Raw genomic sequence first — 25935 nt, forward strand, 5'->3', positions numbered from 1 at the left:
TGCAAATGACGATGATGAAACGCTGGCTCCTGATTCTTGCTGCGGCGCTTTCGCTGAGCGGCTGCGGCTACAACCAGTTCCAGTCGCTCGACGAGGCCAGCAAGTCGGCCTGGAGCGAGGTGCTCAACCAGTACCAGCGGCGCGCCGACCTGGTGCCCAACATCGTGGCCACCGTGAAGGGCGAGGCCAGCTTCGAGCAGGACACGCTTACCAAGGTGATCGAGGCGCGCGCCAAGGCCACCTCGATCCAGGTGACGCCCGAGACGCTCAACAACCCCGAGGCCTTCAACAAGTTCCAGCAGGCGCAGGGCGAGCTCTCTTCGGCGCTGTCGCGGCTCATGGTGGTGGCGGAGCGCTATCCGGAGCTCAAGGCCAACCAGGCCTTCCGCGACCTGCGCGTGACGCTCGAAGGCACCGAGAACCGCATCACCGTGGCGCGCAACCGCTACATCCAGACGGTGCAGGAGTACAACGTGCTGGCGCGCAGCTTCCCGACCAACATCACGGCCAAGATCTTCAGCTACCAGCCCAAGCCCAACTTCTCGGTGCAGAACGAAGCGCAGATCTCGACGCCGCCGACGGTCGATTTCTCGGCACCCAAGAAGTAAGCAAGACACCCGCCTGATGGCCCTTGCCCTCTTCCGCCGTGTGCTGGCCACCGTCCTGCTGGCCGCGGCTGCATGGGCCGGCCTTGCGGGAGCGGCATGGGCGCAGGGCCTGCTGCCGGTGCCGGCGCTCACGGCGCGGGTGATCGACCAGACGCAGACGCTGGCCGAATCCGAGCGCGCCGATCTCGAGGCCAAGCTGGCCGCGTTCGAGCAGCGCAAGGGCTCGCAGATGGTGGTGCTGATGGTGCCCACCACCGCTCCCGAAGACATTGCGAGCTACGCCAACCGCGTGGGCAATGCCTGGAAGATCGGGCGCAAGGAGGTCGGCGACGGCATCCTGGTGATCGTGGCCAAGAACGACCGCAAGATGCGCATCGAGGTGGCCAAGGCGCTCGAGGGCGCGGTGCCCGACCTCGCAGCCATTCGCATCATCGACGAGGAGATGAAGCCGCGCTTTCGCAACAACGACTTCGCGGGCGGGCTGAACGCGGCCGTGGCCCGGCTCATCGGGCTGGTCGATGGCGAGGCGCTGCCCGCGCCTTCCAGCAGCGGCGGCGGCAGCAGCAGCAAGGATTCCAGCGAAGGCATCGACTGGGAGAACCTCGCGATCTTCCTGTTCGTCGGCGTCTTCGTTGCGGCACCGATCGTGCGCTCGATCGCCGGCAAGAAGCTGGGCTCGGTGGTCATGGGCGGCGGCATCGGCGTGATTGCCTTCCTCATCACGACCAGCATCGTCATCGCGGTGCTGGCGGGCATGGCGGCGCTCATGGTGTCGCTGTTCTCGGCCGTGGCGGCGACGAGCCCGGCGCGGCGCGGCGGTGGTGGTGGTGGCGGATTCGGCGGCTGGGGCGGCGGCGGTGGTGGCGGCGGCTGGAGCAGTGGCGGCAGCAGCGGTGGCGGAGGCTTCAGCTCCGGCGGCGGTGGCGATTTCGGGGGCGGCGGCGCCTCGGGGGACTGGTAGGCATGGCAACGGCAACGCTTTTCTCGAAGCTGGCCCGCATCTGGCGCCACCAGTGGATGGACGAGGCCGATGTGCGGCGCGTGCTGCCCGATGCCGCCATGGAGCGCCTGGCGGCACGCGTGGCCGCGAGCGAGCGCCGCCACAGCGGCGAGATCCGCATCTGCGTCGAAGCGGGCCTGCCATGGTCCTACCTGCGGCGCCATGCCTCGGCGCGCGAGCGTGCCGTCACGCTGTTCGGCAAGCTGCGCGTGTGGGACACCGCGCACAACAACGGCGTGCTCATCTACCTGCTGCTGGCCGAGCATGCGATCGAGATCGTGGCCGACCGCGGCATCGATGCGCACGTCGACGATGCCGAATGGGCCGCGATGGCGCAGCGCATGGGTGCGGCCTTCCGCGAGGGCCGCTTCGAGGACGGGCTCACGCAGGCGCTGGAAGAAATGTCGGCCTTGCTGGTGGCGCACTTTCCGCTGGCCGAGAACGAGCCCGACACCAACGAGTTGCCCGACGAGCCCGTCGTCCTTTGAATTTCTCCCTCCCCTTCCGGGGGAGGGCCGGGGTGGGGGCAAGCGGCGCTGAAATGGGGCACGCTCTGGCAGCCCCCATCCCAAGCTTCCCCCGGGAGGGGAAGGAGCTCAACCCCTTACTCCGATGGCGGCAGCGCCCACACGCTTTTTCCGCCCACCGCATAGAAGCGCCGCCCCGGCGCGCGCTCCATCAACCAGCCGCCCGTGAACTCGCCGAAAGCCGGCAGCACGGCCTGCTGCGCATCGCTCGCGAAGCACGGCAGCCGCACGCTGTCGCGCCCCGGCCCGTAGAGCCGGCAGACGGGATGCAGGTGCCCCGCGAGCACGAAGTGCGTGGCATGCGCCTGCGGATGGTGGCAGCAGGCAAAAGGGCCGAGCAGATAAGGCTCGTCGACCACCTCGATGCCGAGCTCGGCGGGCGGATCGCCCGCGCGGCTGTCGTGGTTGCCCCGCACCAGCGTCATGCCGATGGACGCATGCACGGCGCGCCAGGCGGCCAGCGCTGCCAGCACCTGCGGCGTGCGCGCCTGCGCCGCATGCAGGAAATCGCCAAGGAACACGATGCGCTGCGGCGCATGGGCCGCAATGAGCGCGTCGAGCCGCGCCAGGTTCTCCTGCGTGGTGCCGCCCGGCACCGGCTGGCCGAGCGCGCGGTAGGTCGCGGCCTTGCCGATGTGCAGGTCGGCAATGAACAGCACGCGGCCATCGGGCCACCAGATGGCGTGCTCGGGCAACAGGTGCAACAGTTCGCCGGCCCACTGGACCGGGAGCGCCGATGCTGGGAGATTCGAAGCGGTCACGGGCCACGAGTGTCGCAAAAGACGCGCGGGCCGGCGGCCTTCTTGCAATTCACCCCGCGAGCCCCAGTTCTTCAGAATGACCGACACGCCTTCGCTGCACATCGTCTGCCCGCATTGCCACACGACCAACCGCGTGCGCGCGGCGCAGCTGGGCAGCGCGCCCGACTGCGGCAACTGCCACCGCGCACTGTTCACCGGCCATTCCACCGCGCTGCCGGACGAAAAGACCTTCGACCGCCACATCGCACGCAATGAAATCCCGGTGCTGGTGGACTTCTGGGCGCCCTGGTGCGGCCCCTGCCGCCAGATGGCGCCGGGCTACGAACAGGCCGCGGCGCAGCTCGAACCGCAGGTGCGGCTCGCCAAGGTCGACACGGAAGCCGTGCCGGCACTGGGCGCGCGCTTCAATATCCGCAGCATCCCGACGCTGGCGCTGTTCCGCGGCGGCCGCGAAGTGGCACGCCAGGCCGGCGCCATGGGCGCGGCGGACATCGTGCGCTGGGTCAAGGCGCACGGCGCGGGCTGAGCTGCATCGGGCGGCTCAGAGCGGCGGCAAGGGCCGTGAGGGCCGCCTGCGCTCGCGGCGCGGCGCAGCCGGCGGCTTGCCCGGCCCTTCCTGGCCGAACGCGAGCGTGCTTTTCACGCGCTCCACGCCGCCGGCCGTGACCACGCCGCCCGCGGCCTTTTCGAGCTGCTCGACCATGCGCGCAATGCGGTCAGCCACGTTCTCGTTCGACAGCTTCTCGCGGAACAGCTCGACCATGAGCGGAAACGAAAAAGGCGTGGGCCGCTCGAGCGGCTTCAGCACCAGCTGCTGGGTCGCCATGCGTGCGAGGCTGGCTGCCAGGCGGCCGATTTCAAGCTCCTGCGCGAGCAGTTCCTGCTCGGCCTGCAGCAGCAGCTTGTTCGCCGGGTCGTACTTGCGGAACACCTCCCAGAACAGCGAGGACGAGGCCTGCAGCTGCCGGCTGCTGCGCTTCTCGCCCGGATAGCCCTGGAAGATCAGCCCCGAGACGCGCGCAATCTCGCGGAAGCGGCGCTGCGCGAGTTCGCCCGCGTTGAGCGAGGCCAGCACCTCGTGCAGCAGCGTGGCATGCGCATCCTCGCCCTGCGGCAGGCGCAGCACCTGGGGCAGCAGCGCGGGCCAGTCGACCGGCGTGGCGCTCAGCAGCTCGAAGCCGTAGTCGTTCACCGCAATGGAGAAAGTGCGCGCCTCGTGCTGCGCCACGCGCCAGGCCAGGAGGCTCGCAAGTCCCATGTGCACGTGGCGTCCCGCGAAGGGATAGAGGAACAGGTGCGAGCCTTCGCGCGTGGCCAGCGTTTCGGCCAGCAGCGTCTCGGGCGTGGGCAGGGCCGACCATTGCTGCTGGATCTCGAGCAGCGGCCGCACGCACTGCAGCTCGGGCGAGTTGTAGCGCCCCGCGCCGGCCAGCGCGAGCTGCTGCACCACCGCATCGGCCAGCGTGGTCGACAGCGGCATGCGCCCGCCGTTCCAGCGCGGCACCGCGGCGCGCTTGCCGGTGGCGCGCCGCACCCAGGCCGTCATGTCGTGGATGCGCACGAGTTCGAGCAGCCGCCCGCCAAACAGGAAGCAGTCGCCGGGCTTCATGCGCGCCACAAAGCCTTCCTCGACGCTGCCGATCCTCGCGCCGCCCATGTACTGCACCGCCATGCTCGCATCGCTCACGATGGTGCCGATGTTCATGCGGTGGCGCCGCGCGAGCCGCGCATCCGGTACGCGCCAGACGCCCTCCGCATCAGGCACCGCGCGGCGGTAGTCGGGATACGCGGCCAGCGATGGCCCGCCCTGCGAGACGAAGGCCAGGCACCACGCCCAACTCTCGCGCGACAGATCCGCATAGGCGGCGGTGCCGCGCACTTCGGCATACAGGTCGTCGGGCACGAAGCCGCCGCCGAGCGCCACCGTCACCAGGTGCTGCACCAGCACGTCGAGCGGCTGCACCGGCGTGTGGCGCGCCTCGATGTGGCCGGCCGCAATGGCCGCGCGCGCCGCGGCGCCTTCGACCATCTCGATGCTGTGCGTGGGCACGAGCGTGATGCGCGAGGGCCGGCCCGGCGCATGGCCCGAGCGCCCCGCGCGCTGCAGCAGCCGCGCCACGCCCTTGGGCGAACCGATCTGCAGCACGCGCTCGACCGGCAAAAAGTCGACGCCCAGGTCCAGGCTCGAGGTGCAGACCACGGCCTTGAGCTCGCCGTTCTTGAGGCCCAGCTCGACCCACTCGCGCACCGCGCGGTCGAGCGAGCCGTGGTGCAGTGCGATGAGGCCGGCCCATTCGGGCCGCGCCTCGAGCATGGCCTGGTACCAGATCTCCGATTGCGAGCGCGTGTTGGTGAACACCAGCGTGGTGCTGCTGGCGGCAATCTCGTCGAGCACCTGCGGCAGCATCGTGAGGCCCAGGTGCCCGCCCCACGGAAAGCGCTCGGCGCGGCCGGGCAGCAGCGAATCGACCACCAGCTTCTTGGGCACCGCGCCCTGCACCAGCACGCCTTCTTGATCACCGAGCAACGCGTGCATGGCCTCCTGCAGGTTGCCGAGCGTGGCCGACATGCCCCACACCGCGAGCCCCGCATTCCAGCGCCTGAGCCGCGCGAGCGCCAGCTGCACCTGCACGCCGCGTTTGTTGCCGAGCAGCTCGTGCCATTCATCGACCACCACCATCCTCACGCGGCCCAGCACCTCGCTCGCGTCGGCGCGCGCGAGCAGCAGCGACAGGCTCTCGGGCGTGGTGACGAGCACCGTGGGCAGGCGCTCGTTCTGCGCGCTGCGCTCGGCCGACGAGGTGTCGCCGCTGCGCGCACCGGCGCTCCAGCGGTGCAGGTCGATGCCCTGGGCATCCATGGCTTCGAGCGGCTGCTGCAGCGCGCGCAGCGTGTCGGCCGCGAGCGCGCGCATGGGCGTGATCCACAGCACGGTGAGCGGCGGCGGCGGCGTGGCCCTTGCGCTGCGCGAAGGCGGCGGCGCCGCGGACGAGAACGCCTGCAGCGCGCCGAGCCACACCGCGTAGGTCTTGCCCGCGCCGGTGGTCGCGTGCAGCAGCCCGGAGCGGCCCGCGGCCACGGCCTTCCATACGTCGCGCTGGAACTTGAAAGGCTTCCAGCCGCGCGCTGCAAACCAGGCGTCGAGCGCCGCCTTGACTACCGCTGCCTTGCTCCTTCCCCTTCCGGGGGAAGGCAGGGATGGGGGCTCGCGGCCTTCGACGACAGGCGGCGGGTTCTTGGTGCGCCGCTTGCCCCCACCCCGGCCCTCCCCCGGAAGGGGAGGGAGAAATTCGGGGTCCGGCGGCGCGGACCAGGCGTCGAGTGCCGCCTTGACTGCAGCTGCCTTGCTCCTTCCCCTTCCGGGGGAAGGCGGGGATGGGGGCTCGCGGCCTTCGAGCACAGGCGGCTGGTTCTTGATGCGCCGCTTGCCCCCACCCCGGCCTTCCCCCGGGAGGGGAGGGAGAAATTCAGGGTCCACGGGCGCGGTCATGACGGCAGCAACGCGGCGAGCGTCTGCAAGGTATCGGCCTCCGCCACCGGCTTGTCCTCGCGCCAGCGCAGCATGCGCGGAAAGCGCACCGCGATGCCGCTCTTGTGGCGCGTGCTGCGCGCAATGCCTTCGAAGCCGAGCTCGAACACCAGCGTGGGCTTGACGCTCTTCACCGGGCCGAAGCTTTCGACGGTGGTCTTGCGGATGATCGCGTCCACGCGCGCCATCTCGGCGTCGGTCAGGCCCGAATAGGCCTTGGCAAAGGGCACGAGCTTGCGGTCCCCCTGTTCGGGCGGGCCATCCCAGACGGCGAAGGTGTAGTCGCTGTAGAGGCTCGCGCGCCGGCCGTGGCCGCGCTGCGCGTAGACGAGCACGGCGTCGATGCTGAGCGGATCGATCTTCCACTTCCACCACACGCCCACGTCCTTGGTGCGGCCCACGCCGTACTGCGCGTCGCGGCGCTTGAGCATCATGCCCTCCACGCCCAGGCTGCGCGCGGCTTCGCGCTGGCGTGCGAAGTCGCTCCACGCGATGCCGGTGAGCATCGGGCTCGGCAGCAGCGACGGGTGCTGCATGCGCGTGACGAGTTCGTCGAGCAAGAGCCGGCGCTCCGATTGAGGCAGCGCGCGCAGGTCGCGCCCTTCCCATTCGAGGATGTCGTAGGCCAGCAGCACCACCGGGATCTCGCGCAGCAGCTTCGCGCCCAGCGTCTTGCGGCCGATGCGTTTCTGCAGCTCCGCGAAGGGCTGCACGCGGTCGTCGCGCCAGACGGCAATCTCGCCGTCGAGCACCGTGCCGTCGGGCAGCGCATCGCCCAGCACGGCCAGCTCGGGAAAGCGCTCGGTCACCAGTTCCTCGCCGCGCGACCACAGCCAGCTGGCGCCCGCGCGCTTGACCAGCTGCGCGCGGATGCCGTCCCACTTCCATTCGACGATCCAGCCGGCCGGCGGGCCGAGCACAGCATCGAATTGTTCGAGCGGCAGGTTGAAGGCATGCGCAAGAAAGAACGGGTAGGGCTGCCCGCTGGTTTTTTGCACCTGCTCCGCGCCCGACTCCGGCGCGATCAGCGCGCGGTAGTCTTCCGCGCGCGGCCGGCCGCCGATGTGGGTGTAGCCCATGAGGCGCTGCGCCACGCGCTTGGGATCGATGCCGCCCACGCCCGCGAGCGCCTGGGTGACCTGCAGCTTCGACACGCCCACGCGGAAGGCGCCGGTGATGAGCTTGAAGTACACCAGCCGCTCTTCGGCCGCGAGCTGGCGCCACTGCGCGCGCAGCCGCGCGGGCAGTTCGTCCGGCGCCGCCTTGCCGGCCTCGCGCAGCGGCAGCAGGTGCTCCTCGACCCAGCGCGCCAGGCCGAGGTCATGCGCCTCGGTGGGCGGCGGCAGCAGCAGCGCGATGGTTTCGGCCAGGTCGCCGACCGCCTCGTAGCTCTCGTCGAACAGCCATTCGGGCAGGCCCGCGGCCTCCTGCGCGAGCAGCCGCAGCAGCTTGGTGGGCACCAGCTGGCGCGGCTTGCCGCCGGCGAGGAAGTACACGGCCCAGGCGGCATCGGCCGGATCGGCCTCGCGCAGGTAGCGCTGCAGCGCGGCCTGCTTGGCAAGGCTCGAGGTGCTGGCGTCGAGCTCGCGGTAGAGCGCGGCGAAGTCCTTCATGGCTCTGCCCCTTCCCCTTCCGGGGGAAGGCTGGGATGGGGGCCGGCTGCGTCCGCATCGGGCGCCGCTTGCCCCCTCCCCGGCCCTCCCCCGGAAGGGGAGGGAGTTTCCTGCTCGTCGTCTTCATCGCCGTACTCGGTCCTGAAGCCCTGCGCCTCCAACCCGTTCTCGCTGAGCCAGCGCACCATCACCGCCACGCTGCCGTGGGTGACGAACACCCGCTCGGCCCCCGTGCCCGCGATGGCCTGTTGCAGGCCGGGCCAGTCGGCGTGGTCCGACATCACGAAGCCGCGGTCCACGCCGCGCCGGCGGCGCGTGCCGCGCAGTTGCATCCAGCCGCTCGCGAAGGCATCGGCATGGTGGCCGAAGCGGCGCATCCATGGCGTTCCCTGGGCCGAGGGCGGCGCGAGCACCAGCGCGCGCTTGAGCAGCGCGGCATCGACGCCCGCATCGGTCACGCGCAGCGTCTGCGGCAAGGCCACGCCCGCGGCGCGGTACACCGCGTTGAGCGGCTCCACGGCGCCGTGCACCACGATCGGCCCGATCGATGCGTCCACGCCATGCAGGATGCGCTGCGCCTTGCCGAAGGCATAGCAGAACAGCACCGATGCGCGGCCGGCCTCGGCATTGGCGCGCCACCAGGCGTCGATCTCGGCGAACAGTGCCGCCTGCGTGGGCCAGCGGTAGATCGGCAGGCCGAAGGTCGACTCGGTGATGAAGGTGTCGCAGGGCACGGGCTCGAAGGGCGCGCAGGTGCCGTCGGGCTCGGTCTTGTAGTCGCCCGAGGCCACCCACACGCGGCCGCCGTGTTCGAGCCGCACCTGCGCCGAGCCCAGCACGTGGCCGGCCGGATGGAGCGAGATGCGCACGCCGTGGTGCGAGATCGCCTCGCCATACGGCAGCGTCTGCAGCGCGATGTCGCCGCCAAGGCGGGTGCGCAGCGTGCCGGCGCTGTCGGTGTGAGCGAGGTAGTGGCCGTGGCCGGCGCGCGCGTGGTCGGAGTGCGCATGGGTGATGACGGCGCGCGCCACCGGCCGCCAGGGGTCGATGTAGAAATCGCCCGGCGGGCAGTAGAGCCCCTCGGGGCGAGCAACGACGAGATGGTCTTCTTCCTTCGCGACCATGGCCCGCCATGGTAGGCGCTGGCGGGCCGCTGCGGCGCCGAACACGGGCCGCGAAGCGCTGTGGGCCGGCGCCTACTTCTGCTTCTTGTGCCCGCCCATCATCTCGAGCACGTTCATCTTCATGCCGTTGGACATCACCATGTCGCCGGGCTTCTGGTCCGCCTTGCAGGGGCCGATCCAACGGGCTTCCATGACGGCCGAGCCTTCGGCGCGCCCCATCAGCGGCGGGCTGTAGCTCGACTTGCTTTCCATGCGGTAGGCCGAGCTGAAGTCGCCGCTCATCACCGCGTGCGTGGTGGCGGTGGTGGGGCCGACCTTGCAGACCGAATCGACCACCAGCTTGCCGCCTTCGTTGCGCAGCTCCTGCTTCGAGCAGCTGTCCTTGCCCATGCCCTGCCCCATGTCGCGCAAGGCCTTGTCGGTGGCCGCGTCGATGCACTGCTGGACGGTCTGGCTCGCGCCCTTGGCGCCGGTGCCGTCGCCGGTCTGTATTTCCCACAGGCCGGGCTTGCGCGCGGGATAGTCGATGGCCAGCGCGGGCAAGGCCGTGCTGCAGGCCAGCGTGAAGAGGGCAATGGCGGATGGGCGGATCTTCATGGCGGGCTCCCGGTCGAGACGATGCCCGGGTTCTACCGCGCGCGCGGCGCCGGTGGAATAGCGCAATCGGCCTACGCCGGCCGTGCCTGCACGGCCGCTGCCGCCGCCACGGCCTTGCGGGGACGCGAGGCCAGCCCGAAGCCGATGCCCAGCGCCAGCCCGCCGAGCACGTCGACCAGCACGTGCTGGCGCACCGCCATCGTCGAATAGACGATGGCCACGGCCCACGCGATGTTGAGCGCGCGAGCCCATGCGGGTGCCGCCACCTCGCGCAGCTGCCGCGCGAGCACCACGCAGGCAAACACCGAGAACGACACATGCAGCGACGGAAACGCGTTGCCGGCCGCATCCACGGTTTTCAGCAGATGCAGCGAGGTGCCCGGGCGGGTGTCGATGCTGAAGTTCGGGATGGCGGTCGGCACGAACCAGAACACCACGAGCGCGATGCCCGTCATGAAGGCGCAGCCCAGCGCAAAGCTCCAGAGTTCCCGCCTGTCCTTGGCAAGGAACACCGGCAGCGCGCTGTAGAGCCACAGCGAAAGATAGACCGGCAGCAGCGTCGGCCAGAAGGCGATCAGCCGGTCGAACGCGGTGAGCGGCAGCGTCCAGGGCGGGCCGGCGTTCTTCATGATCCAGAAATACAGCGGGAAGAAACCCGCGGTCGCGACCGTGTTGCCGACCAGCTTCAGCGGCCAGAGCGCGCGGCACCGCCGGCCCAGGGCGCGAAGCCAGGGCTGCGGGTTCGAAGGCGGCGGATGCTCGGAAGAAGAAGGTGTCATGAACGCCCGATGCGGTGCGCCTGGAGCTCGCGCATGCGAGCCCGCGGCCCTACCAGGGCGTCCATTTTGATTCGCTTTGGGCCGAGGCCACCGTGCGCTCGATGAAGCGCACGCCGCGCGCGCCGTCTTCCACGCGCGGGTAGTCGGCCGCGATGGGATCGGCCGGCTGGCCTGCGTTCCGCGCGCGGATGTCCGCCACCACGCCGGCGTAGACGTTGGCAAAGGCCTCGATGAAGCCTTCGGGATGGCCGGCCGGCAGGCGGCTGGCGCGCTGCGCCGCCTCGCACAGCCAGGGCGAGCCGCGCGTGAAGATCTGCTTCGGCCCGTCGTGCGGCAGGTGCACCAGCTGGCTCGGCTGCTCCTGCCGCCATTCGAGCGTGCCGAGCGTGCCCGACACGCGCAGCCGCAGGTCGTTCTCCAGGCCGGTGTTGATCTGCGAGGCAATCAGCACGCCGCGCGCGCCGCCCTTGAAGCGCAGCAGCAGGCTGCCGTCGTCGTCGAGCATGCGGCCCGGCACCAGCGCGCTCAGGTCGGCGCACAGGCTCTCGATCTCCAGGCCGGTGACGCTCGCGACCAGGTTCTCGGCGTGCGATCCGATGTCGCCGATGGCGCCGGCCGCGCCGCTCCGCGCGGGGTCGGTGCGCCAGTCGGCCTGCTTGTTGCCGGCGCCTTCGAGCTGGCTCGCGAGCCAGCCCTGGTTGTATTCGACCACCACCTTGCGCAGCTCGCCGAGCCGGCCAGAGCGGACCATCTCGCGCGCCTGCCGCACCATCGGATAGCCGGTGTAGTTGTAGGTCACGCCGAACAGCGTGCCCTGCTTCTTCACGGCCGCGACCAGCGCATCGGCCTGCGCGCGCGTGTGCACCAGCGGCTTGTCGCACACCACATGGAAGCCGGCTTCCACGAAAGCCTGCGCGACCGGGAAGTGCACATGGTTGGGCGTGACGATCGAGACGAAGTCGATGCGCTCCTCGGGCGGGCGCTTGAGCTCGTCGGCCAGCAGCGACTGCCAGTCGCCGTGGTTGCGGCCGTCGGCCAGGTGCAGGTCGCGGCCCGAGGCGCGCGCCTTGTCCGGACTCGACGACAGCGCGCCGGCCACGAGCTCGATCTGCCCGTCGAGCGCCATGGCGTTGCGGTGCACGGCGCCGATGAAGGCGTCGCGGCCGCCGCCGACCATGGCGCAGCGGAGCTTGCGGGGAGGTGTATCGCTCATCAATATCCTCGATGGTCCTGGGTCACTGTCCCCTCTCCCTCCGGGAGAGGGCTAGGGTGAGGGCATCGGCGCTTGCGAGCACATGGCCTCGGCCATCGCCGCTGGCCCTCACCCCAACCCTCTCCCCGAGGGGAGAGGGAGCAAGGCGAACTCAGAACGGCGAGTTCGGGTGGTAGAAGTCCTTGGCGTTTTCCTTGGTGATCAGCACCGAAGGAATGATCGTGGTCGCAGGCAGCTTCTCGCCCTTGAGCCGCGCCTCGGCCGTGAGCTTGATCGCGTCGTAGATGAACTTGGGCGAGTAGCTCACGTCGGCGCCGATGCGCTTGTCCTTGCCGTCCATGATGGTCTTGACCATGCCCTTGGCGCCCGCGCCGCCGAAGATGATCTTGATGTCGTCGCGCTTGGCCTGCTCGATGGCCTTGAGCACGCCCACGGCCATGTCGTCGTCGGCGGCCCAGATGGCGTCGATGTTCTTGAAGCGCGTGAGGTAGTCCTGCGTGACCTTGAAGGCGTCGTCGCGGTTCCAGTTGGCGTACTTGGCGTCGAGCAGCTTGATGTCCGGATAGTTCTTGAGCACCGCGTTGAAGGCATCCATGCGCTCGTTGTCCAGCGTGGTCGCAATGCCGCGCAGCGCCACCACGTTGCCCTTGCCGCCGAGCTGCTTGGCGATGTACTCGGCCGGAATGCGGCCGAAGGCGGTGTTGTCGCCGGCCACGTAGGCGTCCTGCGCGCTGGTATCGGTGAGGCCGCGGTCGACCACGGTCACGTAGGCGCCCTTGGCCTTGACCTGCGCCACCGGCTTGGTCAGCGCGGCCGACTCGAACGGAAACACCACCAGCGCATTGATCTTGGTGACGGTCGACAGGTCTTGCAGCTGGTTCGCCTGCTCGGGCGCGTTGGCCGCGGTCTTGATCGTGATCTTCAGGTCCTTGTGTTCCTTCTCCAGGTCCTTCTTCGCCTGGTTGGCCCAGTAGTTGATGCCGCCCATGAAGCTGTGCGTGGCCGCCGGAATCGAGACGCCGAGGTTCACTTTCTCGGCCGCGAATGCGGGCAGGCTCGAAAGCGCCGCGGCCGCCACGGCCGTGAGTGCGATGCGACGTGTGAAGAAGCTTGTCATGCTGGATGTCTCCTTGTGGTTGATGAGTGATGAAGAGAAGGAACGAAACACGAGCGCACTAGCGGCGCCCTCTTTGCAGGAACGCGACGATGATGATCACGAAGCCCTGCACCGCGGCGTTGAGGTACACGCTGATGATGCTGGTGAGGTTCAGGATGTTGCTGATGACCGAGAGCAGGATGGCGCCCACCACGGTGCCCGTGATGCTGCCCGCGCCGCCCTTGAGCGCGGTGCCGCCGACGATCACCGCGGCAATCGCCTCGAGCTCCCACAAGAGGCCCGTGGTCGGCGATGCGGAGCCCAGGCGCGGCACGTACAGCAGCGTGGCAATGCCCACGCACACGCCCAGCAGCACGTAGGTAAGGATCTTCACGCGGTCCACGTCCACCGCCGCATAGCGCGCGACCTGCTCGTTGGAGCCGATGGCCTGCACATAGCGCCCGTAGGCCGTGCGGTTCAAGATGACGCCGCCGATGATCGCGACGATCACGAACACCCACACCGGCACCGGAATGCCCGCCAGGCTTGCGTAGTACACCGGCGCATAGAGGTCCGACAGGTCGTTGTCGAGCGTGAGCGCGCCGCCGTCGGCAAAGTACGTGAGGTAGGCGCGGAAGATGCCGAGCGTGCCCAGCGTGACGATGAAGGGCTCGATGCGCCCCTTGGTGATCAGGAGCCCGTGCGCCAGGCCGAACAGCGCGCCCAGCACCACCGCGAGCACCGCGCCCATCACCACCGCCATCAATGGCGAGCCCGAGGCCGGACCGGCCCAGTTGATGAACATGATCACGCTGCCGGCAATGAGTGCCGCCATCGAGCCCACCGACAGGTCGATGCCGCCCGAGATGATCACGAAGCACATGCCCACCGCGATGATGCCGATGAAGGCCGTGCGCGTGAGCACGTTCATCGCGTTGTCGACGGTCGCGAAGTCGCTGTTGAGCAGCGTGCCGCCGATGCACAGCAGCACCAGGCCGATGACCGGGCCGAGCCCGTGCAGGTGCTCGGTCCAGCGCGGCTTGCCCTCGCTGCGGTGTTGCGCGGCTTCAGGCTGCGGCATGGGTGTCTGCTGTTCCGGTGGCATGAGCGATGAGCTCCTCTTCAGTCAAGTGGTCGGCGTTGAGCGTGGCAACCAGGCGGCCCGCGCGCATCACCGCGACGCGGTGGCACAGGCCGATGAGTTCCATCAGCTCCGACGAGACGACGATCACCGCGAGCCCTTCGCGGGCGAGTCGCTGGATCAGAAAGTAGATGTCGCGCTTGGCACCGATGTCGACGCCGCGCGTGGGCTCGTCGAGCACCACCACCTTCGGTTTGGGCTGCAGCACCTTGGCGAGCGCGAGCTTCTGCTGGTTGCCGCCCGAGAGCGATGAGGCGCGCACGTCGAGCGAGCCGGTGCGGATGCCGTAGTCCTTCACCGCCTCGGCCAGCGCGCCGCGTTCGGCGTCGGGCTGCAGCCAGGGCTTCGCATAGCGTTCGAGCGCCATCAGCGTGAGGTTCTGGCGCAGGCCGAAGTTCACGTGCAGGCCCTTGCCCTTGCGGTCCTCGCTCAGGTAGGTGAGACCGTGCTTCGCGGCGTCGCGCGGATTGCGCCAGCCCTTGTGGTGCGGCACCGGCCTGCCAAGCATCTCGACCTCGCCGCTCGCGGGCCTGAGGCCCAGCAGGCCTTCGAACAGCTCGGTGCGGCCCGCGCCCACCAGCCCCGCGAAGCCGAGGATCTCGCCGGGGCGCACCTCGAAGCTCGCGTCCTGCGCCCAGCCGGGCACGCTGAAGCTGCGCACGCGCATGGCGGGCGCATCGGCGGCCACCACCAGGTCGCGCGGCGGGTACAGGTCGGCCAGCTCGCGGCCCACCATGAGGTTGGCCATCTGCTGGCGCGTGAGCTCGGGCGTGGGCGCACGCGCCACGAAGCGGCCGTCGCGCATCACGATCACCTCGTCCGTCACCTGCTCCACTTCGTCGAGCTTGTGCGAGATGTAGACGATGGTCACGCCATCGGCGCGCAGCTGCGCAATGAGCTTGAAGAGCCGTTCGGTTTCGCCCGGGGTCAGCGTTGCCGTGGGCTCGTCCATGACCAGCAGGCGCGCGCGGCGTGCAATGGCCTTGGCAATTTCGACGAGCTGCTTCTCGGCCACGATGAGCCTTCGCACCTTGGTGCGCGGATCGACCTGCAGGCCCACAGCGGCAAGAGCTGCCGCAGCGTCGCGCTCCATCGCGGCGTCGTCGAGCAGCCAGCCCTTCTTCTTCTCGTGGCCCAGGAAGATGTTCTGCGCCACGCTCAGGTCTTCGGCAAGGTTGAACTCCTGGTGGATCAGCACGATGCCCAGCGCCTCGGCGTCGCGCGAGCTCGTGAACTGCTGCGGCTGGCCGTTGATGCGCAGCGTGCCGCCGGTGAGCGGCTCGTAGCCCGACAGGATCTTCATCAGCGTGGACTTGCCCGCGCCGTTCTCGCCGAGCAGGCCATACACGCGTCCGGGCGCCAGCGAGAAGCTCACGCCGTGCAGCACCTGCACCGGGCCGAAGGCCTTCACCACGCCGTCGAATTCGACCGCCACGCTTCCCTTGCCTTGTGCTTCTGCGTTTGTCATGGCGCCACTCCGCGGACCTTCAGTGTCTCGTGCATCGCGAGCACGCCGGCACCCACCAGGCCGCCCTGCACGCCCAGCGGCGTGTACTGGATTTCCAGGTGCCGCGTCGAGAGCGCGAGCGAGCGCTGGTACACGCTCTGCCGCACGGCCGCCAGGAACAGCGGCCCGATGCGCGTGATGCCGCCGCCGATGAACACATGCGAGGGATTGAAGAAGTTCACCACCGACGCCAGCATCTGGCCGATGAGGTTGCCGGCGCGCTGGATGATGCCGTTGGCCGCGGTATCGCCGGCGCGGCTCGCCTGGCCCACGTCGATGGCATCGATGCGCCCGTGCACGCGCAGGCACTCGGCCAGCATGGCGCTTTCACCAGCCTCGGCCGCCTGCACCGCCATGCGCGTGATAGCCGGCCCCGCGGCCATGGCCTCGACGCAGCCGACGTTGCCGCAATGGCAGCGCGGCCCGTCCTGGTCGACGCAGATATGGCCCACGTCGCCGGCCGACCCGGCCGCGCCGCGATAGACCTCGCCATGGCAGACGATGCCGCAGCCGATGCCGGTGCCGATCTTGATCACGAGGAAGTTGTTGAGCGAGCGCTTCAGCCGCCACAGTTCGCCGAGCGCCATCAGGTTCACGTCGTTGTCGACGAAGACGGGCGCCGCGTAGTCCTCGCGCAGGTAGTCGCGGATCGAGAAGCTGTCCCAGGCCGGCATCAGCGGCGGATTCACGAGCTGGCCGATCTCGAAGTTGACCGGGCCGGGCACGCCGATGCCGATGCCCAGCACGTTCTTCGGGCCGTGGCCGCAGCGCGCGAGCAGTTCGCGCATCAGCACGCGCACCCGCGCCAGCACCACGGCCGGGCCTTCGCGCACATCGGCCGGCTCGTCGTGCTGCGCGAGCACGCTGAGATCGGGCCGCAGCACCGCAACGTCGAGGCTGGTGGCGCCGATGTCGATGCCCACGAGCACGCCAAGCCCGGCATGCAGCTGCAGGTTCTCGGCGCGGCGCCCGCCCGACGAGCGCTGCAGGCCCGCTTCGGCCAAGAGGCCCTGTTCGACCAGGCCGGCGATCAGCGCATTGGCCTTGCTCTTGGAGAAGCCGAGCTGTTCGGCCATGGCATGGCGCGAGCCGCCGGCCGACCAGAAGGTGGTCTCCAGCAACCGCATCTCGTCTGCAGTGATGCCACTCCAGGGTGCCACGCGCTTTGTCTCCAATATTCTTTTGGCCGCCGGCTGCAGCAACCGCAGTCCAGGGCGAAGGCGAATACTAGGGGCGCAGCTTCAGCCGGACAAGGCCGAACTTCGACCATGTTCAGACCAAAGTGAGGCTTTTTGCAGGAGCGGCGGACGCAAAAAAGCCGCCCGGAGGCGGCTTTTTCGTGGAGCGCTTTTCTTCGCTCCTGCTTACTTCTTCTGGCGGTACTTGCGCAGCGCAGCGATCTGCGCAGCCATCACGGCCAGTTCCGACTGCGCCATGGCGATGTCGATGTCGCTCTTGGCGTTCTTGAGCGCTTCCTCGGCGGCTGCCTTGGCCTGGTTGGCCTTCTCGTCGTCGAGGTCCTTGCCGCGGATTGCGGTGTCGGACAGCACGGTGACGGCGTTGGGCTGCACTTCGAGAATGCCGCCGGCCACGAAGACGAACTCCTCGCCGCCGTCGGCCGTTTCGATGCGCACGGCGCCGGGGCGGATGCGCGTGATCAGCGGCGTGTGGCGCGGGTAGATGCCGAGCTCACCGGCTTCACCGGGCAGCGCGACGAACTTGGCTTCGCCCGAGAAGATCGACTCTTCCGCGCTGACCACGTCCACATGAATGGTGCCTGCCATGGTGATTCCTTGTTAAGCGACCTTCTTGGCCTTTTCGAACGCTTCGTCGATGCCGCCCACCATGTAGAACGCTTGTTCCGGCAGGTGGTCGGCTTCGCCGTTCACGATCATCTTGAAACCGCGGATGGTTTCGGCCAGCGGCACGTACTTGCCGGGCGAACCCGTGAACACTTCGGCCACGTGGAACGGCTGCGACAGGAAGCGCTGGATCTTGCGCGCGCGGGCCACGGCCAGCTTGTCTTCCGGTGCCAGTTCGTCCATGCCCAGAATCGCGATGATGTCGCGCAGTTCCTTGTAGCGCTGCAGCGTGCCTTGCACGGCGCGGGCCACGTTGTAGTGCTCTTCGCCGACCACGTTCGGGTCGAGCTGGCGCGAGGTCGAGTCGAGCGGGTCCACGGCGGGGTAGATACCGAGCGAAGCGATGTCGCGCGACAGCACCACGGTGGAGTCCAGGTGGGCGAAGGTGGTGGCGGGCGACGGGTCGGTCAAGTCGTCGGCCGGCACGTACACGGCCTGGATCGAGGTGATCGAGCCAACCTTGGTCGACGTGATCCGCTCCTGCAGGCGGCCCATTTCCTCGGCCAGCGTCGGCTGGTAGCCCACGGCGGAAGGCATGCGGCCCAGCAGAGCCGACACTTCGGTACCGGCCAGCGTGTAGCGGTAAATGTTGTCCACGAAGAACAGCACGTCGCGGCCTTCGTCGCGGAACGACTCGGCGATGGTCAGGCCGGTCAGGGCCACGCGCAGGCGGTTGCCCGGGGGCTCGTTCATCTGGCCGTAGACCATGGCGACCTTCGAGTCTTCGAGCTTCTCGAGGTTCACGACGCCGGAGTCGGCCATCTCGTGATAGAAGTCGTTGCCTTCGCGGGTACGTTCACCCACGCCGGCGAACACCGACAGGCCCGAGTGAGCCTTGGCGATGTTGTTGATGAGTTCCATCATGTTCACGGTCTTGCCCACGCCGGCACCACCGAACAGGCCCACCTTGCCGCCCTTGGCGAACGGGCACACGAGGTCGATCACCTTGATGCCGGTTTCCAGCAGGTCCTGCGAAGGCGACAGTTCGTCGTATGCGGGGGCCTTGCGGTGGATCGATGCGGTGAGGTCCTGGCTCACGTCGCCGCGCTCGTCGATCGGACGGCCGAGCACGTCCATGATGCGGCCGAGCGTGGCCTTGCCGACGGGCACCGTGATGGGTGCGCCGGTGTTGGTGACGATCAGGCCGCGGCGCAGGCCGTCGGACGAGCCGAGCGCAATGGTGCGCACCACGCCGTCGCCGAGCTGCTGCTGGACTTCGAGGGTCAGCCCGCCGCCTTCGAATTTCAAGGCGTCATAGACCTTGGGCATCTGGTCACGCGGGAACTCCACGTCGACCACGGCGCCGATACATTGGACAATTTTTCCTTCAGCCATGGCGTTTCCTTCTGGATCTCAATAATGTTGCGACAGGTTCTTGCAGAAGCGTCCTTGTGCCATCGCGGGCCGCTTTTGCAAGAATGCCGGACGGGCCGGCACCCTTGATTTCTTCAGTTGCTTCCGATCAGCACTTCAGCGCCGCGGCCTGTGCGGCAAAGGCATCGCTGGCAGCCTTGCAGGCCTGGCCCAGCGCGGCCTTGTCGGTGCCCATCGAAGCCCAGGCTGCCTTGGTCTGCTCCACGCTTGCCTTCATCGCATCGGCGGCAGCGCCGCTTTGCGCCGACACGCACGACTGGGCCTTGGCCAGGTAGTCGTTGCACTCCTGCGGCAGGTCCGCGGCCGATGCCGTGGGAGCGGCGGCTGCGGGCGCGGCCGGTGCAGCCGGAGCGGCAGGCGCCGCGGGAGCGGGCGCTGGTGCAGCGGCAGGTGCCGGCGGTGCAACAGGCGCCTCTTCCTTCTTGGAGCAGGCAGTCAGCGCGGCGGCCATGGCCACCAGAACGAGAAGTTTCTTCATTTGTGCAGAGTCCCCAAAAAAAGGCCTTCGGTTATCGGTTCGCAGTGCGAAGCGCGAATGGCAATGTGGCCCGGTCCATTGCCGCAATCAAACACCGGCGGCCGCAGCGGCGCCGGAAACGATTTCCGAAAGCTCCTTGGTGATGCCTGCCTGGCGGGTCTTGTTGTAGACCAGCTTGAGCTCGTTGATCACGTTGCCGGCGTTGTCCGTCGCCGCCTTCATTGCGACCATCCGGGCCGAGTGCTCGGACGCCATGTTCTCGGCCACGGCCTGGTAGACCAGCGACTCCACATAGCGCACCAGCAGCTCGTCGATCACGCTCTGCGCATCGGGCTCGTAGATGTAGTCCCACGAATGCTGGCCAGCCTCGACCTGCAGCGAGTCCGCGGCCAGCGGCAGCAGCTGCTCGACGAGCGGCTCCTGCTTGATCGTGTTGATGAACTTGGTGTAGCACAGGTACACGGCCGAGAGCTTGCCTTCCGCATAGGCGTCGAGCAGCGTCTTGACCGGGCCGATGAGCTTGTCGAGATGCGGCGTGTCGCCCAGATGGGTGACATGGGCCACCACGCGCGCACCGATGCGGTTCAGGAAGCCCAGGCCCTTGCTGCCGATGGCCACCGACTCGATCGCGATGCCCGCGCTCTGTGCTTCCCGCAGCTTGCCGGTGACGGCGCGCAGCAGGTTGGTGTTCAAGCCGCCGCACAGGCCCTTGTCGCTCGTGACGATGATGAAGCCGATGGCCTTGGCCTCGTTCTTCTTCATGAACGCGTGCGTGTACTCGGGATTCGCCTTGCCCAGGTTGGCCGCGATGTTGCGGATCTTTTCGCTGTAGGGGCGGGCGGCACGCATGCGCTCTTGCGCCTTGCGCATCTTGGAAACCGAGACCATTTCCATGGCCTTGGTGATCTTCTTGGTGTTTTCCACCGATTTGATCTTGCCGCGGATTTCCTTACCAGCTGCCATGAGTGCTCCTTGTCCGGCCGATCAGGCGAACGACTTCTTGAACGACGTGATGGCGGCGGTCAGCTCGGCCTCGGCGTCCTTGTCGAGTGCCTTGGCCTTTTCGATCTTGTCGAGCAGCGCAGCATGGCTGGACTTCAGGAACTGGTGCAGGCCGTGTTCGAACGGCAGCACCTTCTTGATCTCGAGGTCGTCCATGAAGCCCTTGTTCACCGCGAACAGCGTGGCGCCCATCAGCGAGATCGGCAGCGGGCTGTACTGGGCCTGCTTCAGCAGTTCGGTCACGCGGGCACCGCGGTCGAGCTGCTTGCGGGTGGCTTCGTCCAGGTCGGAGGCGAACTGCGCGAACGCAGCCAGCTCACGGTACTGCGCCAGGTCGGTACGGATACCGCCCGACAGGCCCTTGATGACCTTGGTCTGCGCCGACGAACCCACGCGCGACACCGAGATACCGGCGTTGATGGCGGGGCGGATACCGGCGTTGAACAGGTTGGTTTCCAGGAAGATCTGGCCGTCGGTGATCGAGATCACGTTGGTCGGAACGAAGGCGGACACGTCGCCGGCCTGCGTTTCGATGATCGGCAGTGCCGTCAGCGAGCCGGTCTTGCCCTTGACTTCACCCTTGGTGAAGGCTTCGACGTAGTCGGCGTTCACGCGGGCTGCGCGCTCGAGCAGGCGGCTGTGGAGATAGAACACGTCGCCGGGGTAGGCTTCGCGGCCTGGCGGGCGGCGCAGCAGCAGCGAGACCTGGCGGTAGGCCACGGCTTGCTTGGAGAGGTCGTCATAGACGATGAGCGCGTCTTCGCCGCGGTCGCGGAAGTATTCGCCCATGGTGCAGCCCGAGTAGGCCGACACGTACTGCATGGCGGCCGATTCGGAGGCCGATGCGGCCACCACGATGGTGTAGTCCATCGCGCCGGCTTGTTCCAGTGCGCGCACCACGTTCTTGATCGACGAAGCCTTCTGGCCGATCGCAACGTAGACGCAGGTCATGTTCTGACCCTTCTGGTTGATGATCGCGTCGATTGCCACGGCGGTCTTGCCGGTCTGGCGGTCGCCGATGATCAGCTCGCGCTGGCCACGGCCGATCGGCACCATCGAGTCGATCGACTTGAGGCCGGTCTGCATCGGCTGGTCGACCGACTTGCGGGCGATCACGCCCGGTGCGACCTTCTCGATCACGTCGGTCATCTTGGCGTTGATGGGGCCCTTGCCGTCGATCGGCTGGCCCAGGGCGTTCACCACGCGGCCGATGAGTTCGGGGCCGACGGGCACTTCCAGGATGCGGCCCGTGCACTTGACGGTGTCGCCTTCGGAGATGTGCTCGTACTCGCCCAGGATCACGGCGCCGACCGAGTCGCGCTCGAGGTTCAGCGCGAGGCCGAACGACGGCGTACCGTCGGCCGTGGGCGGGAACTCGAGCATTTCGCCCTGCATCGCGTCGGACAGGCCGTGCACGCGCACGATGCCGTCGGTCACCGAAACCACGGTGCCCTCGTTGCGGATGTTGGCGCTGACTCCGAGGCCCTCGATGCGGCTCTTGATCAGTTCGGAAATTTCTGCGGGATTGAGTTGCATGACTCTTTCCTTCTTTCTTTGAGGCTACAAGTAGAGGGCTGAAGACCGTCAGGCCGCCAGCGCAACTTTCATTTGTTCAAGGCGCGCTTTGACGGAGGTGTCGAGCACCTCGTCGCCGACCACCACACGAATGCCGCCGATCAGTTCCGGCTCTTGCTGGACCGTGACCTGCAGCTTGCGGCCGAAGCGCTTTTCGAGCGCGGCCGCCACATTGGCCAGGGCCGACGCATCGATCGGGAAGGCGCTGTAGACCACGGCGTCGGACGAACCGCTCTTCGCGTTGGCCAGTGCCCGGAACTGCTTCGCAATTTCCGGCAGCACCGAGAAGCGCCCGTTCTCGAGGAGCGCACCCAGGAAGTTCTGGGCATGGGCGGGCAGCGGCGCACCGAAGGCGCCGGCGACCACGCCGAGAACCTGCTCGGCCGTGGCCTTGGGGTTGTCGGCGAACTGCTGGAGCTCCGGACTGGCCGCGATGACGGCCATCTTTTCGAGCCAGGCGCTGGTGCCGGCAACGTCGGACGACGAGGCCTTGAAGAGCGCCTCGGCGTAGGGGCGTGCAATGGTGGCGAGTTCTGCCATGGCTTCTATCAGAGTTCGGTCTGCAGGCGGGCGAGCAAATCGGCGTGAACGCCTGCATTCACTTCCTTGCGCAGGATCTGCTCTGCGCCCTTGACAGCCAGGGCCGCGACTTGCTCGCGCAGTGCTTCGCGCGCCTTCAGTGCCTGCTGGTCGGCTTCGACGCGTGCGGCTGCAACGATCTTGTTGCCTTCCTCGGTCGCGCGGGCCTTGGCCTCTTCAACGATGGCCTGGGCGCGACGTTCGGCGTCGGCAAGACGTTGTGCGGACTCGTTGCGTGCCTGGCCCAGTTCGGCTTCCACGCGCTTGTTGGCGGCGGAGAGTTCGGACTTGGCCTTGTCGGCGGCAGCGAGGCCTTCGGCGATCTTCGCAGCGCGGTCGTCCAGCGCCTTCGCGATCGGCGGCCACACGAACTTCATCGTGAACCCGACCAGGATCAGGAACACGATCATCTGAACGATCAGGGTACCGGTAATGCTCACTTTTCACCCTCTCTTTGGGATTGAATGCGAAGCCATTCCACAGAGGGGAACGACGACACGGGTCCGACGAGAAAGACTTACTTCGGCAGGTTGGCGATCTGAGCCAGGAACGGGTTGGCCGTTGCGAACCACAGGGCGATACCGGTGCCGATAATGAAAGCGGCGTCGATCAGACCGGCCAGCAGGAACATCTTGGTTTGAAGTTCACCCATGAGTTCAGGCTGACGTGCGGCCGACTCGAGGTACTTGCTGCCCATGATGCCGATGCCGATACATGCGCCCACAGCGCCCAGACCGATGATCAGGCCGGCGGCCAGTGCAACAAAGCTAATAACTTCCATGATGACTCCTAGAGGACTTTGGTTGAAGAGAAAACAAAAAAACGAAAACGGATGATCAGTGGTGATCGTGGGCCTGGCCGATGTAGACCAGCGCCAGCATCATGAACACGAACGCCTGCAGCGTGATGATCAGGATGTGGAAGATGGCCCACGCGGTGCCCGCAACGATGTGGCCGAGCGCCAGCAGCACGCCGGTGGTCGACAGCGTCCAGGCGCCGCCCATCAGCGCGATCAGCAGGAAGATCAGTTCACCGGCATACATGTTGCCGAACAGCCGCATGCCGTGCGAGACGGTCTTGGCGACGAACTCGATCATCTGCATGGCGAAGTTGAACGGATACAGCGCCCAGTGGTTGCCGAACGGCGCCGTGAAGAGCTCGTGCACCCAGCCGCCCAGGCCCTTGATCTTGATGTTGTAGTAGAGGCAGACCAGCAGCACGCCGACCGACAGGCCCATTGTCACCGAGAGGTCGGCCGTGGGCACGACGCGCAGGTAGGCATGGTGCGGATCTTCGCCGGCGATGTGGAAGATCTTGGCCCAGATCGCCGGGAACAAATCGACCGGGAACAGGTCCATTGCATTGAGCAGGAAGATCCAGACGAAGATCGTGAGCGCCAGCGGGGCAACGAACTTGCGGCTGGTGGCGTTGTGGACGATGCCCTTGGCCTGCTGGTCGACCATTTCCACCAGCAGTTCGACGGCTGCTTGAAAACGGCCGGGAACGCCCGAAGTAGCCTTGCGGGCAGCCAGCCAGAGCAGCCAGCAACCCAGGATGCCCAGTGCTATCGAGAAAAAGAGCGAGTCGAAATTGAAAACCGAAAAGTCCGCAACACCCCCAGGCTTGGAGCTTTGCAGGTGCGTCAAGTGGTGAATGATGTATTCACCCGCGGTCTGACCATGTTCCGCAGCGTTTTCAGCAGCCATTCAGTTACTCGTCTCTATGTTGCCGGCGCCGGGGCGAGAACATCACCGCCAACCAGGCCGCCTTCATTGTCACCACCAGGCCGATCAGCATTGCTGGCCAGCTCAGCGCCGTTATCAGCCTTGGCGCTGCGAACAACATCGCAATCGACAAGGCCATCTTGACCATTTCCCACAGGAAGAACCCAACCACCGCAGTGCCCGGATTCAGGGAAGAAAACCGGCCGGTCAGCCCCCGCGCGAACACCGCAGCAGGAATGACCACCGCAATCGCGCCGTAGCCGGCGGACCACCCCAGATTTTGCCTCCCCGTCAGTCCCCAGGCGGCCAAAGCCACCAGCAGACCGACAACCAACTGCCCCGCGATGACCCACCAGGGGGAGATCGAGGGATGCCTTGCTCGCAGTTCACGCGCCTCATCGGCGGTCAACGGCTTGTATTCTGCGTCGAGGTCTTCCGCGACTTGTTCATCTTTTCGGGCGATTGTTTTCATTTCGAATGAAGCCCGGATGACGACCCAGAATTTCTACAAAGCCATTGATTATAAGTAAAAACCCAGCCCATCCGACCACCCGAGCTGTCGCGTTTGCAAATCGAGGCTTCATCGGCTGACGAGAACCCGACCTGCCGCGCGCAACCATAATTCCAGCATGCACCCTCTTACCGCCGCACTCCCCTCCACGCTCTGCTATCTCGACGGCGAGTACACCGCGCTCAAGGACGCACGCATCAGCGTGCTCGACCGCGGCTTCATCTTCGGCGACGGCGTCTATGAAGTCGTCCCCGTCTACGGCGGCCAGCCCTTCTGCTTCGAGGAGCACATGGCGCGCCTCGATCGCTCGCTGGCCGAACTGCAGATCGCCAATCCGCTCACGCTCGCCCAGTGGCGAGGCATCGTGATGCGGCTCGTCGAGCCGGGCGGCGATGCGCCCCAGGCCGTGTACTTTCAAATTACCCGCGGTGTCGCGCCGCGCGATCATGCCATGACCCGTGGCGTGCACCCGACCGTGTTCGTGATGGTGAACCCGCTGCCGCCGGCGGCCGACGCCGTGCGCGCCAAGGGCGTGGCCTGCGTGAGCGCGGACGACTTCCGCTGGCAGAAGGCGCACATCAAGAGCACCAGCCTGCTGGGCGCGGTGCTGGCGCGGCAGATCAGCGTCGAGGCCGGCGCGGCCGAGACCATCATGTTCCGCGGCGAATGGCTCAGCGAGGCCTCGTCGAGCAACGTGTGGATCGTGAAGGACGGCGGCCTCGTGGGGCCGCCCAAGGACAACCTGGTGCTGACCGGCATCCGCTACGGCCTGCTCGAACGCCTGTGCGCCGAGTGCGGCATCCCGTTTGCGCTGCGCCGCATCTCTCGCGACGAGGTGTTCGGCGCCGACGAGCTGCTGCTCTCGTCGGCCAGCAAGGAAGTGCTGCCGGTCGTGACGCTCGATGGCCAGGCGATTGGAAATGGCCGTCCCGGCCCCATCTACCAAGCCTTGTACGCCGCCTACCAGCAGGCCAAGCTGAGCAACGCGCAAGCGCAAGGAGTTCCCGCATGACCGACACCAACGAAAAGATCGAAACCGCCACCGTTCACGTCCCCGATCCGCGCAAGGAATCGCTGATCGAGTACCCCTCGCAGTTTCCGATCAAGGTCATGGGCGTCAAGACCGATGGCTTCGTGCACGCGATCACTCAGATTGCCGAGCGCTTCGATCCGGCCTTCGACGCCGCCACGGTCGAGCTGCGCGACAGCAAGGCGGGCAACTACCTGGGCGTGACGATCACCGTCACCGCCACCAGCCGCGAGCAGCTCGACGATCTCTACCGCGCGCTGTCGGCCCATCCGATGGTCAAGGTCGTTCTCTGAAGAAAGCGCCGG

At 67.5% G+C, this 25935-nt stretch carries 27 protein-coding genes; 6 read left to right on the forward strand and 21 right to left on the reverse strand.

Annotated elements, in window-relative coordinates; all coding sequences use genetic code 11:
- Positions 1-14 precede the first annotated feature (14 nt).
- The 3 genes from AC1DMS_RS26075 to AC1DMS_RS26085 are packed head-to-tail and all read left to right on the forward strand — an operon-like array spanning position 15 to position 2096.
- Positions 15-608 carry a LemA family protein gene (locus AC1DMS_RS26075; protein WP_027730126.1) on the forward strand — a complete coding sequence of 198 codons (594 nt, stop codon included), beginning with the start codon at positions 15-17 and terminating at the stop codon, positions 606-608.
- A 16-nt stretch (positions 609-624) separates the two neighbouring features.
- Positions 625-1569 carry a TPM domain-containing protein gene (locus tag AC1DMS_RS26080; protein ID WP_015867614.1) on the forward strand — a complete coding sequence of 315 codons (945 nt, stop codon included), beginning with the start codon at positions 625-627 and terminating at the stop codon, positions 1567-1569.
- Between the two features lie 2 nt (positions 1570-1571).
- Positions 1572-2096 (forward strand): TPM domain-containing protein, encoded by a 525-nt coding sequence (locus tag AC1DMS_RS26085; RefSeq protein WP_015867615.1) that lies wholly within the window; start codon positions 1572-1574, stop codon positions 2094-2096.
- A gap of 116 nt (positions 2097-2212) precedes the next feature.
- Here the strand turns inward: AC1DMS_RS26085 and pdeM are convergent, their stop codons facing one another.
- On the reverse strand, positions 2213-2896 hold the full coding sequence (gene pdeM, locus AC1DMS_RS26090) for a ligase-associated DNA damage response endonuclease PdeM (RefSeq protein WP_015867616.1): 684 nt from the start codon (positions 2894-2896) through the stop codon (positions 2213-2215).
- 76 nt (positions 2897-2972) lie between these two features.
- Between pdeM and trxC the strand changes: the two genes are divergently transcribed.
- Positions 2973-3422, forward strand: a complete 450-nt coding sequence (gene trxC / locus AC1DMS_RS26095; protein ID WP_015867617.1) for a thioredoxin TrxC — start codon at positions 2973-2975, stop codon at positions 3420-3422.
- Between the two features lie 15 nt (positions 3423-3437).
- Here trxC and AC1DMS_RS26100 read toward each other — a convergent pair whose 3' ends face one another.
- The 20 genes from AC1DMS_RS26100 to AC1DMS_RS26195 all read right to left on the reverse strand — a co-directional run bounded on the left by AC1DMS_RS26100 (position 3438) and on the right by AC1DMS_RS26195 (position 24561).
- Positions 3438-6386 (reverse strand): ligase-associated DNA damage response DEXH box helicase, encoded by a 2949-nt coding sequence (locus AC1DMS_RS26100; RefSeq protein ID WP_478084133.1) that lies wholly within the window; start codon positions 6384-6386, stop codon positions 3438-3440.
- A complete protein-coding gene (locus AC1DMS_RS26105; RefSeq protein WP_015867619.1) occupies positions 6383-8038 on the reverse strand; it encodes an ATP-dependent DNA ligase in 1656 nt (551 codons plus the stop codon). Before AC1DMS_RS26105 ends, AC1DMS_RS26100 begins: the two co-directional genes overlap by 4 nt.
- Positions 8035-9162 carry a ligase-associated DNA damage response exonuclease gene (locus tag AC1DMS_RS26110; RefSeq protein ID WP_478181948.1) on the reverse strand — a complete coding sequence of 376 codons (1128 nt, stop codon included), beginning with the start codon at positions 9160-9162 and terminating at the stop codon, positions 8035-8037. The genes AC1DMS_RS26105 and AC1DMS_RS26110 overlap by 4 nt, the downstream gene beginning before the upstream one ends.
- 72 nt (positions 9163-9234) lie before the next feature.
- Positions 9235-9759 (reverse strand): DUF3617 domain-containing protein, encoded by a 525-nt coding sequence (locus AC1DMS_RS26115; protein ID WP_028254169.1) that lies wholly within the window; start codon positions 9757-9759, stop codon positions 9235-9237.
- A 71-nt stretch (positions 9760-9830) separates the two neighbouring features.
- Positions 9831-10538 carry a phosphatase PAP2 family protein gene (locus AC1DMS_RS26120; RefSeq protein ID WP_478181949.1) on the reverse strand — a complete coding sequence of 236 codons (708 nt, stop codon included), beginning with the start codon at positions 10536-10538 and terminating at the stop codon, positions 9831-9833.
- A 49-nt stretch (positions 10539-10587) separates the two neighbouring features.
- The gene (locus AC1DMS_RS26125) at positions 10588-11751 is read right to left on the reverse strand and encodes a Gfo/Idh/MocA family protein (protein WP_015867623.1); all 1164 of its coding nucleotides are present in this window, start codon (positions 11749-11751) and stop codon (positions 10588-10590) included.
- A 151-nt stretch (positions 11752-11902) separates the two neighbouring features.
- Complete coding sequence (locus AC1DMS_RS26130) at positions 11903-12868, reverse strand: substrate-binding domain-containing protein (RefSeq protein ID WP_015867624.1); 966 nt, start codon at positions 12866-12868, stop codon at positions 11903-11905.
- A 58-nt stretch (positions 12869-12926) separates the two neighbouring features.
- A complete protein-coding gene (locus AC1DMS_RS26135) occupies positions 12927-13928 on the reverse strand; it encodes an ABC transporter permease (RefSeq protein ID WP_015867625.1) in 1002 nt (333 codons plus the stop codon).
- Positions 13915-15456 (reverse strand): sugar ABC transporter ATP-binding protein, encoded by a 1542-nt coding sequence (locus AC1DMS_RS26140; RefSeq protein WP_015867626.1) that lies wholly within the window; start codon positions 15454-15456, stop codon positions 13915-13917. The genes AC1DMS_RS26135 and AC1DMS_RS26140 overlap by 14 nt, the downstream gene beginning before the upstream one ends.
- Complete coding sequence (locus AC1DMS_RS26145) at positions 15453-16622, reverse strand: ROK family protein (RefSeq protein ID WP_015867627.1); 1170 nt, start codon at positions 16620-16622, stop codon at positions 15453-15455. Before AC1DMS_RS26145 ends, AC1DMS_RS26140 begins: the two co-directional genes overlap by 4 nt.
- A gap of 237 nt (positions 16623-16859) precedes the next feature.
- Complete coding sequence (locus AC1DMS_RS26150; RefSeq protein WP_015867628.1) at positions 16860-17279, reverse strand: F0F1 ATP synthase subunit epsilon; 420 nt, start codon at positions 17277-17279, stop codon at positions 16860-16862.
- 12 nt (positions 17280-17291) lie between these two features.
- On the reverse strand, positions 17292-18692 hold the full coding sequence (gene atpD, locus AC1DMS_RS26155; RefSeq protein ID WP_015867629.1) for a F0F1 ATP synthase subunit beta: 1401 nt from the start codon (positions 18690-18692) through the stop codon (positions 17292-17294).
- A gap of 127 nt (positions 18693-18819) precedes the next feature.
- On the reverse strand, positions 18820-19209 hold the full coding sequence (locus tag AC1DMS_RS26160) for a hypothetical protein (protein ID WP_015867630.1): 390 nt from the start codon (positions 19207-19209) through the stop codon (positions 18820-18822).
- Positions 19210-19296: 87 nt separating this feature from the next.
- Entirely contained in the window at positions 19297-20172 is an 876-nt protein-coding gene (gene atpG / locus AC1DMS_RS26165; RefSeq protein ID WP_015867631.1) for a F0F1 ATP synthase subunit gamma, read from the reverse strand.
- Positions 20173-20193: 21 nt separating this feature from the next.
- On the reverse strand, positions 20194-21747 hold the full coding sequence (gene atpA, locus AC1DMS_RS26170) for a F0F1 ATP synthase subunit alpha (RefSeq protein WP_015867632.1): 1554 nt from the start codon (positions 21745-21747) through the stop codon (positions 20194-20196).
- A gap of 48 nt (positions 21748-21795) precedes the next feature.
- A complete protein-coding gene (locus tag AC1DMS_RS26175; RefSeq protein WP_015867633.1) occupies positions 21796-22326 on the reverse strand; it encodes a F0F1 ATP synthase subunit delta in 531 nt (176 codons plus the stop codon).
- Positions 22327-22334: 8 nt separating this feature from the next.
- Positions 22335-22805 (reverse strand): F0F1 ATP synthase subunit B, encoded by a 471-nt coding sequence (locus tag AC1DMS_RS26180; protein WP_007830193.1) that lies wholly within the window; start codon positions 22803-22805, stop codon positions 22335-22337.
- Positions 22806-22882: 77 nt separating this feature from the next.
- On the reverse strand, positions 22883-23146 hold the full coding sequence (atpE, locus tag AC1DMS_RS26185) for a F0F1 ATP synthase subunit C (protein WP_007830191.1): 264 nt from the start codon (positions 23144-23146) through the stop codon (positions 22883-22885).
- Positions 23147-23201: 55 nt separating this feature from the next.
- Positions 23202-24071: a F0F1 ATP synthase subunit A gene (atpB, locus tag AC1DMS_RS26190; protein ID WP_015867634.1), complete on the reverse strand. Its 870-nt coding sequence runs from the start codon at positions 24069-24071 to the stop codon at positions 23202-23204.
- Positions 24072-24075: 4 nt separating this feature from the next.
- Positions 24076-24561, reverse strand: coding sequence for an ATP synthase subunit I (locus AC1DMS_RS26195; protein WP_015867635.1), 486 nt, complete (start codon positions 24559-24561; stop codon positions 24076-24078).
- A gap of 157 nt (positions 24562-24718) precedes the next feature.
- Between AC1DMS_RS26195 and AC1DMS_RS26200 the strand changes: the two genes are divergently transcribed.
- The gene (locus AC1DMS_RS26200; RefSeq protein WP_015867636.1) at positions 24719-25612 is read left to right on the forward strand and encodes a D-amino acid aminotransferase; all 894 of its coding nucleotides are present in this window, start codon (positions 24719-24721) and stop codon (positions 25610-25612) included.
- Positions 25609-25923, forward strand: coding sequence for a DUF493 family protein (locus AC1DMS_RS26205; RefSeq protein ID WP_015867637.1), 315 nt, complete (start codon positions 25609-25611; stop codon positions 25921-25923). Before AC1DMS_RS26200 ends, AC1DMS_RS26205 begins: the two co-directional genes overlap by 4 nt.
- Positions 25924-25935 lie beyond the last annotated feature (12 nt).

The sequence above is a fragment of the Variovorax sp. 05T418 genome (assembly GCF_056396385.1).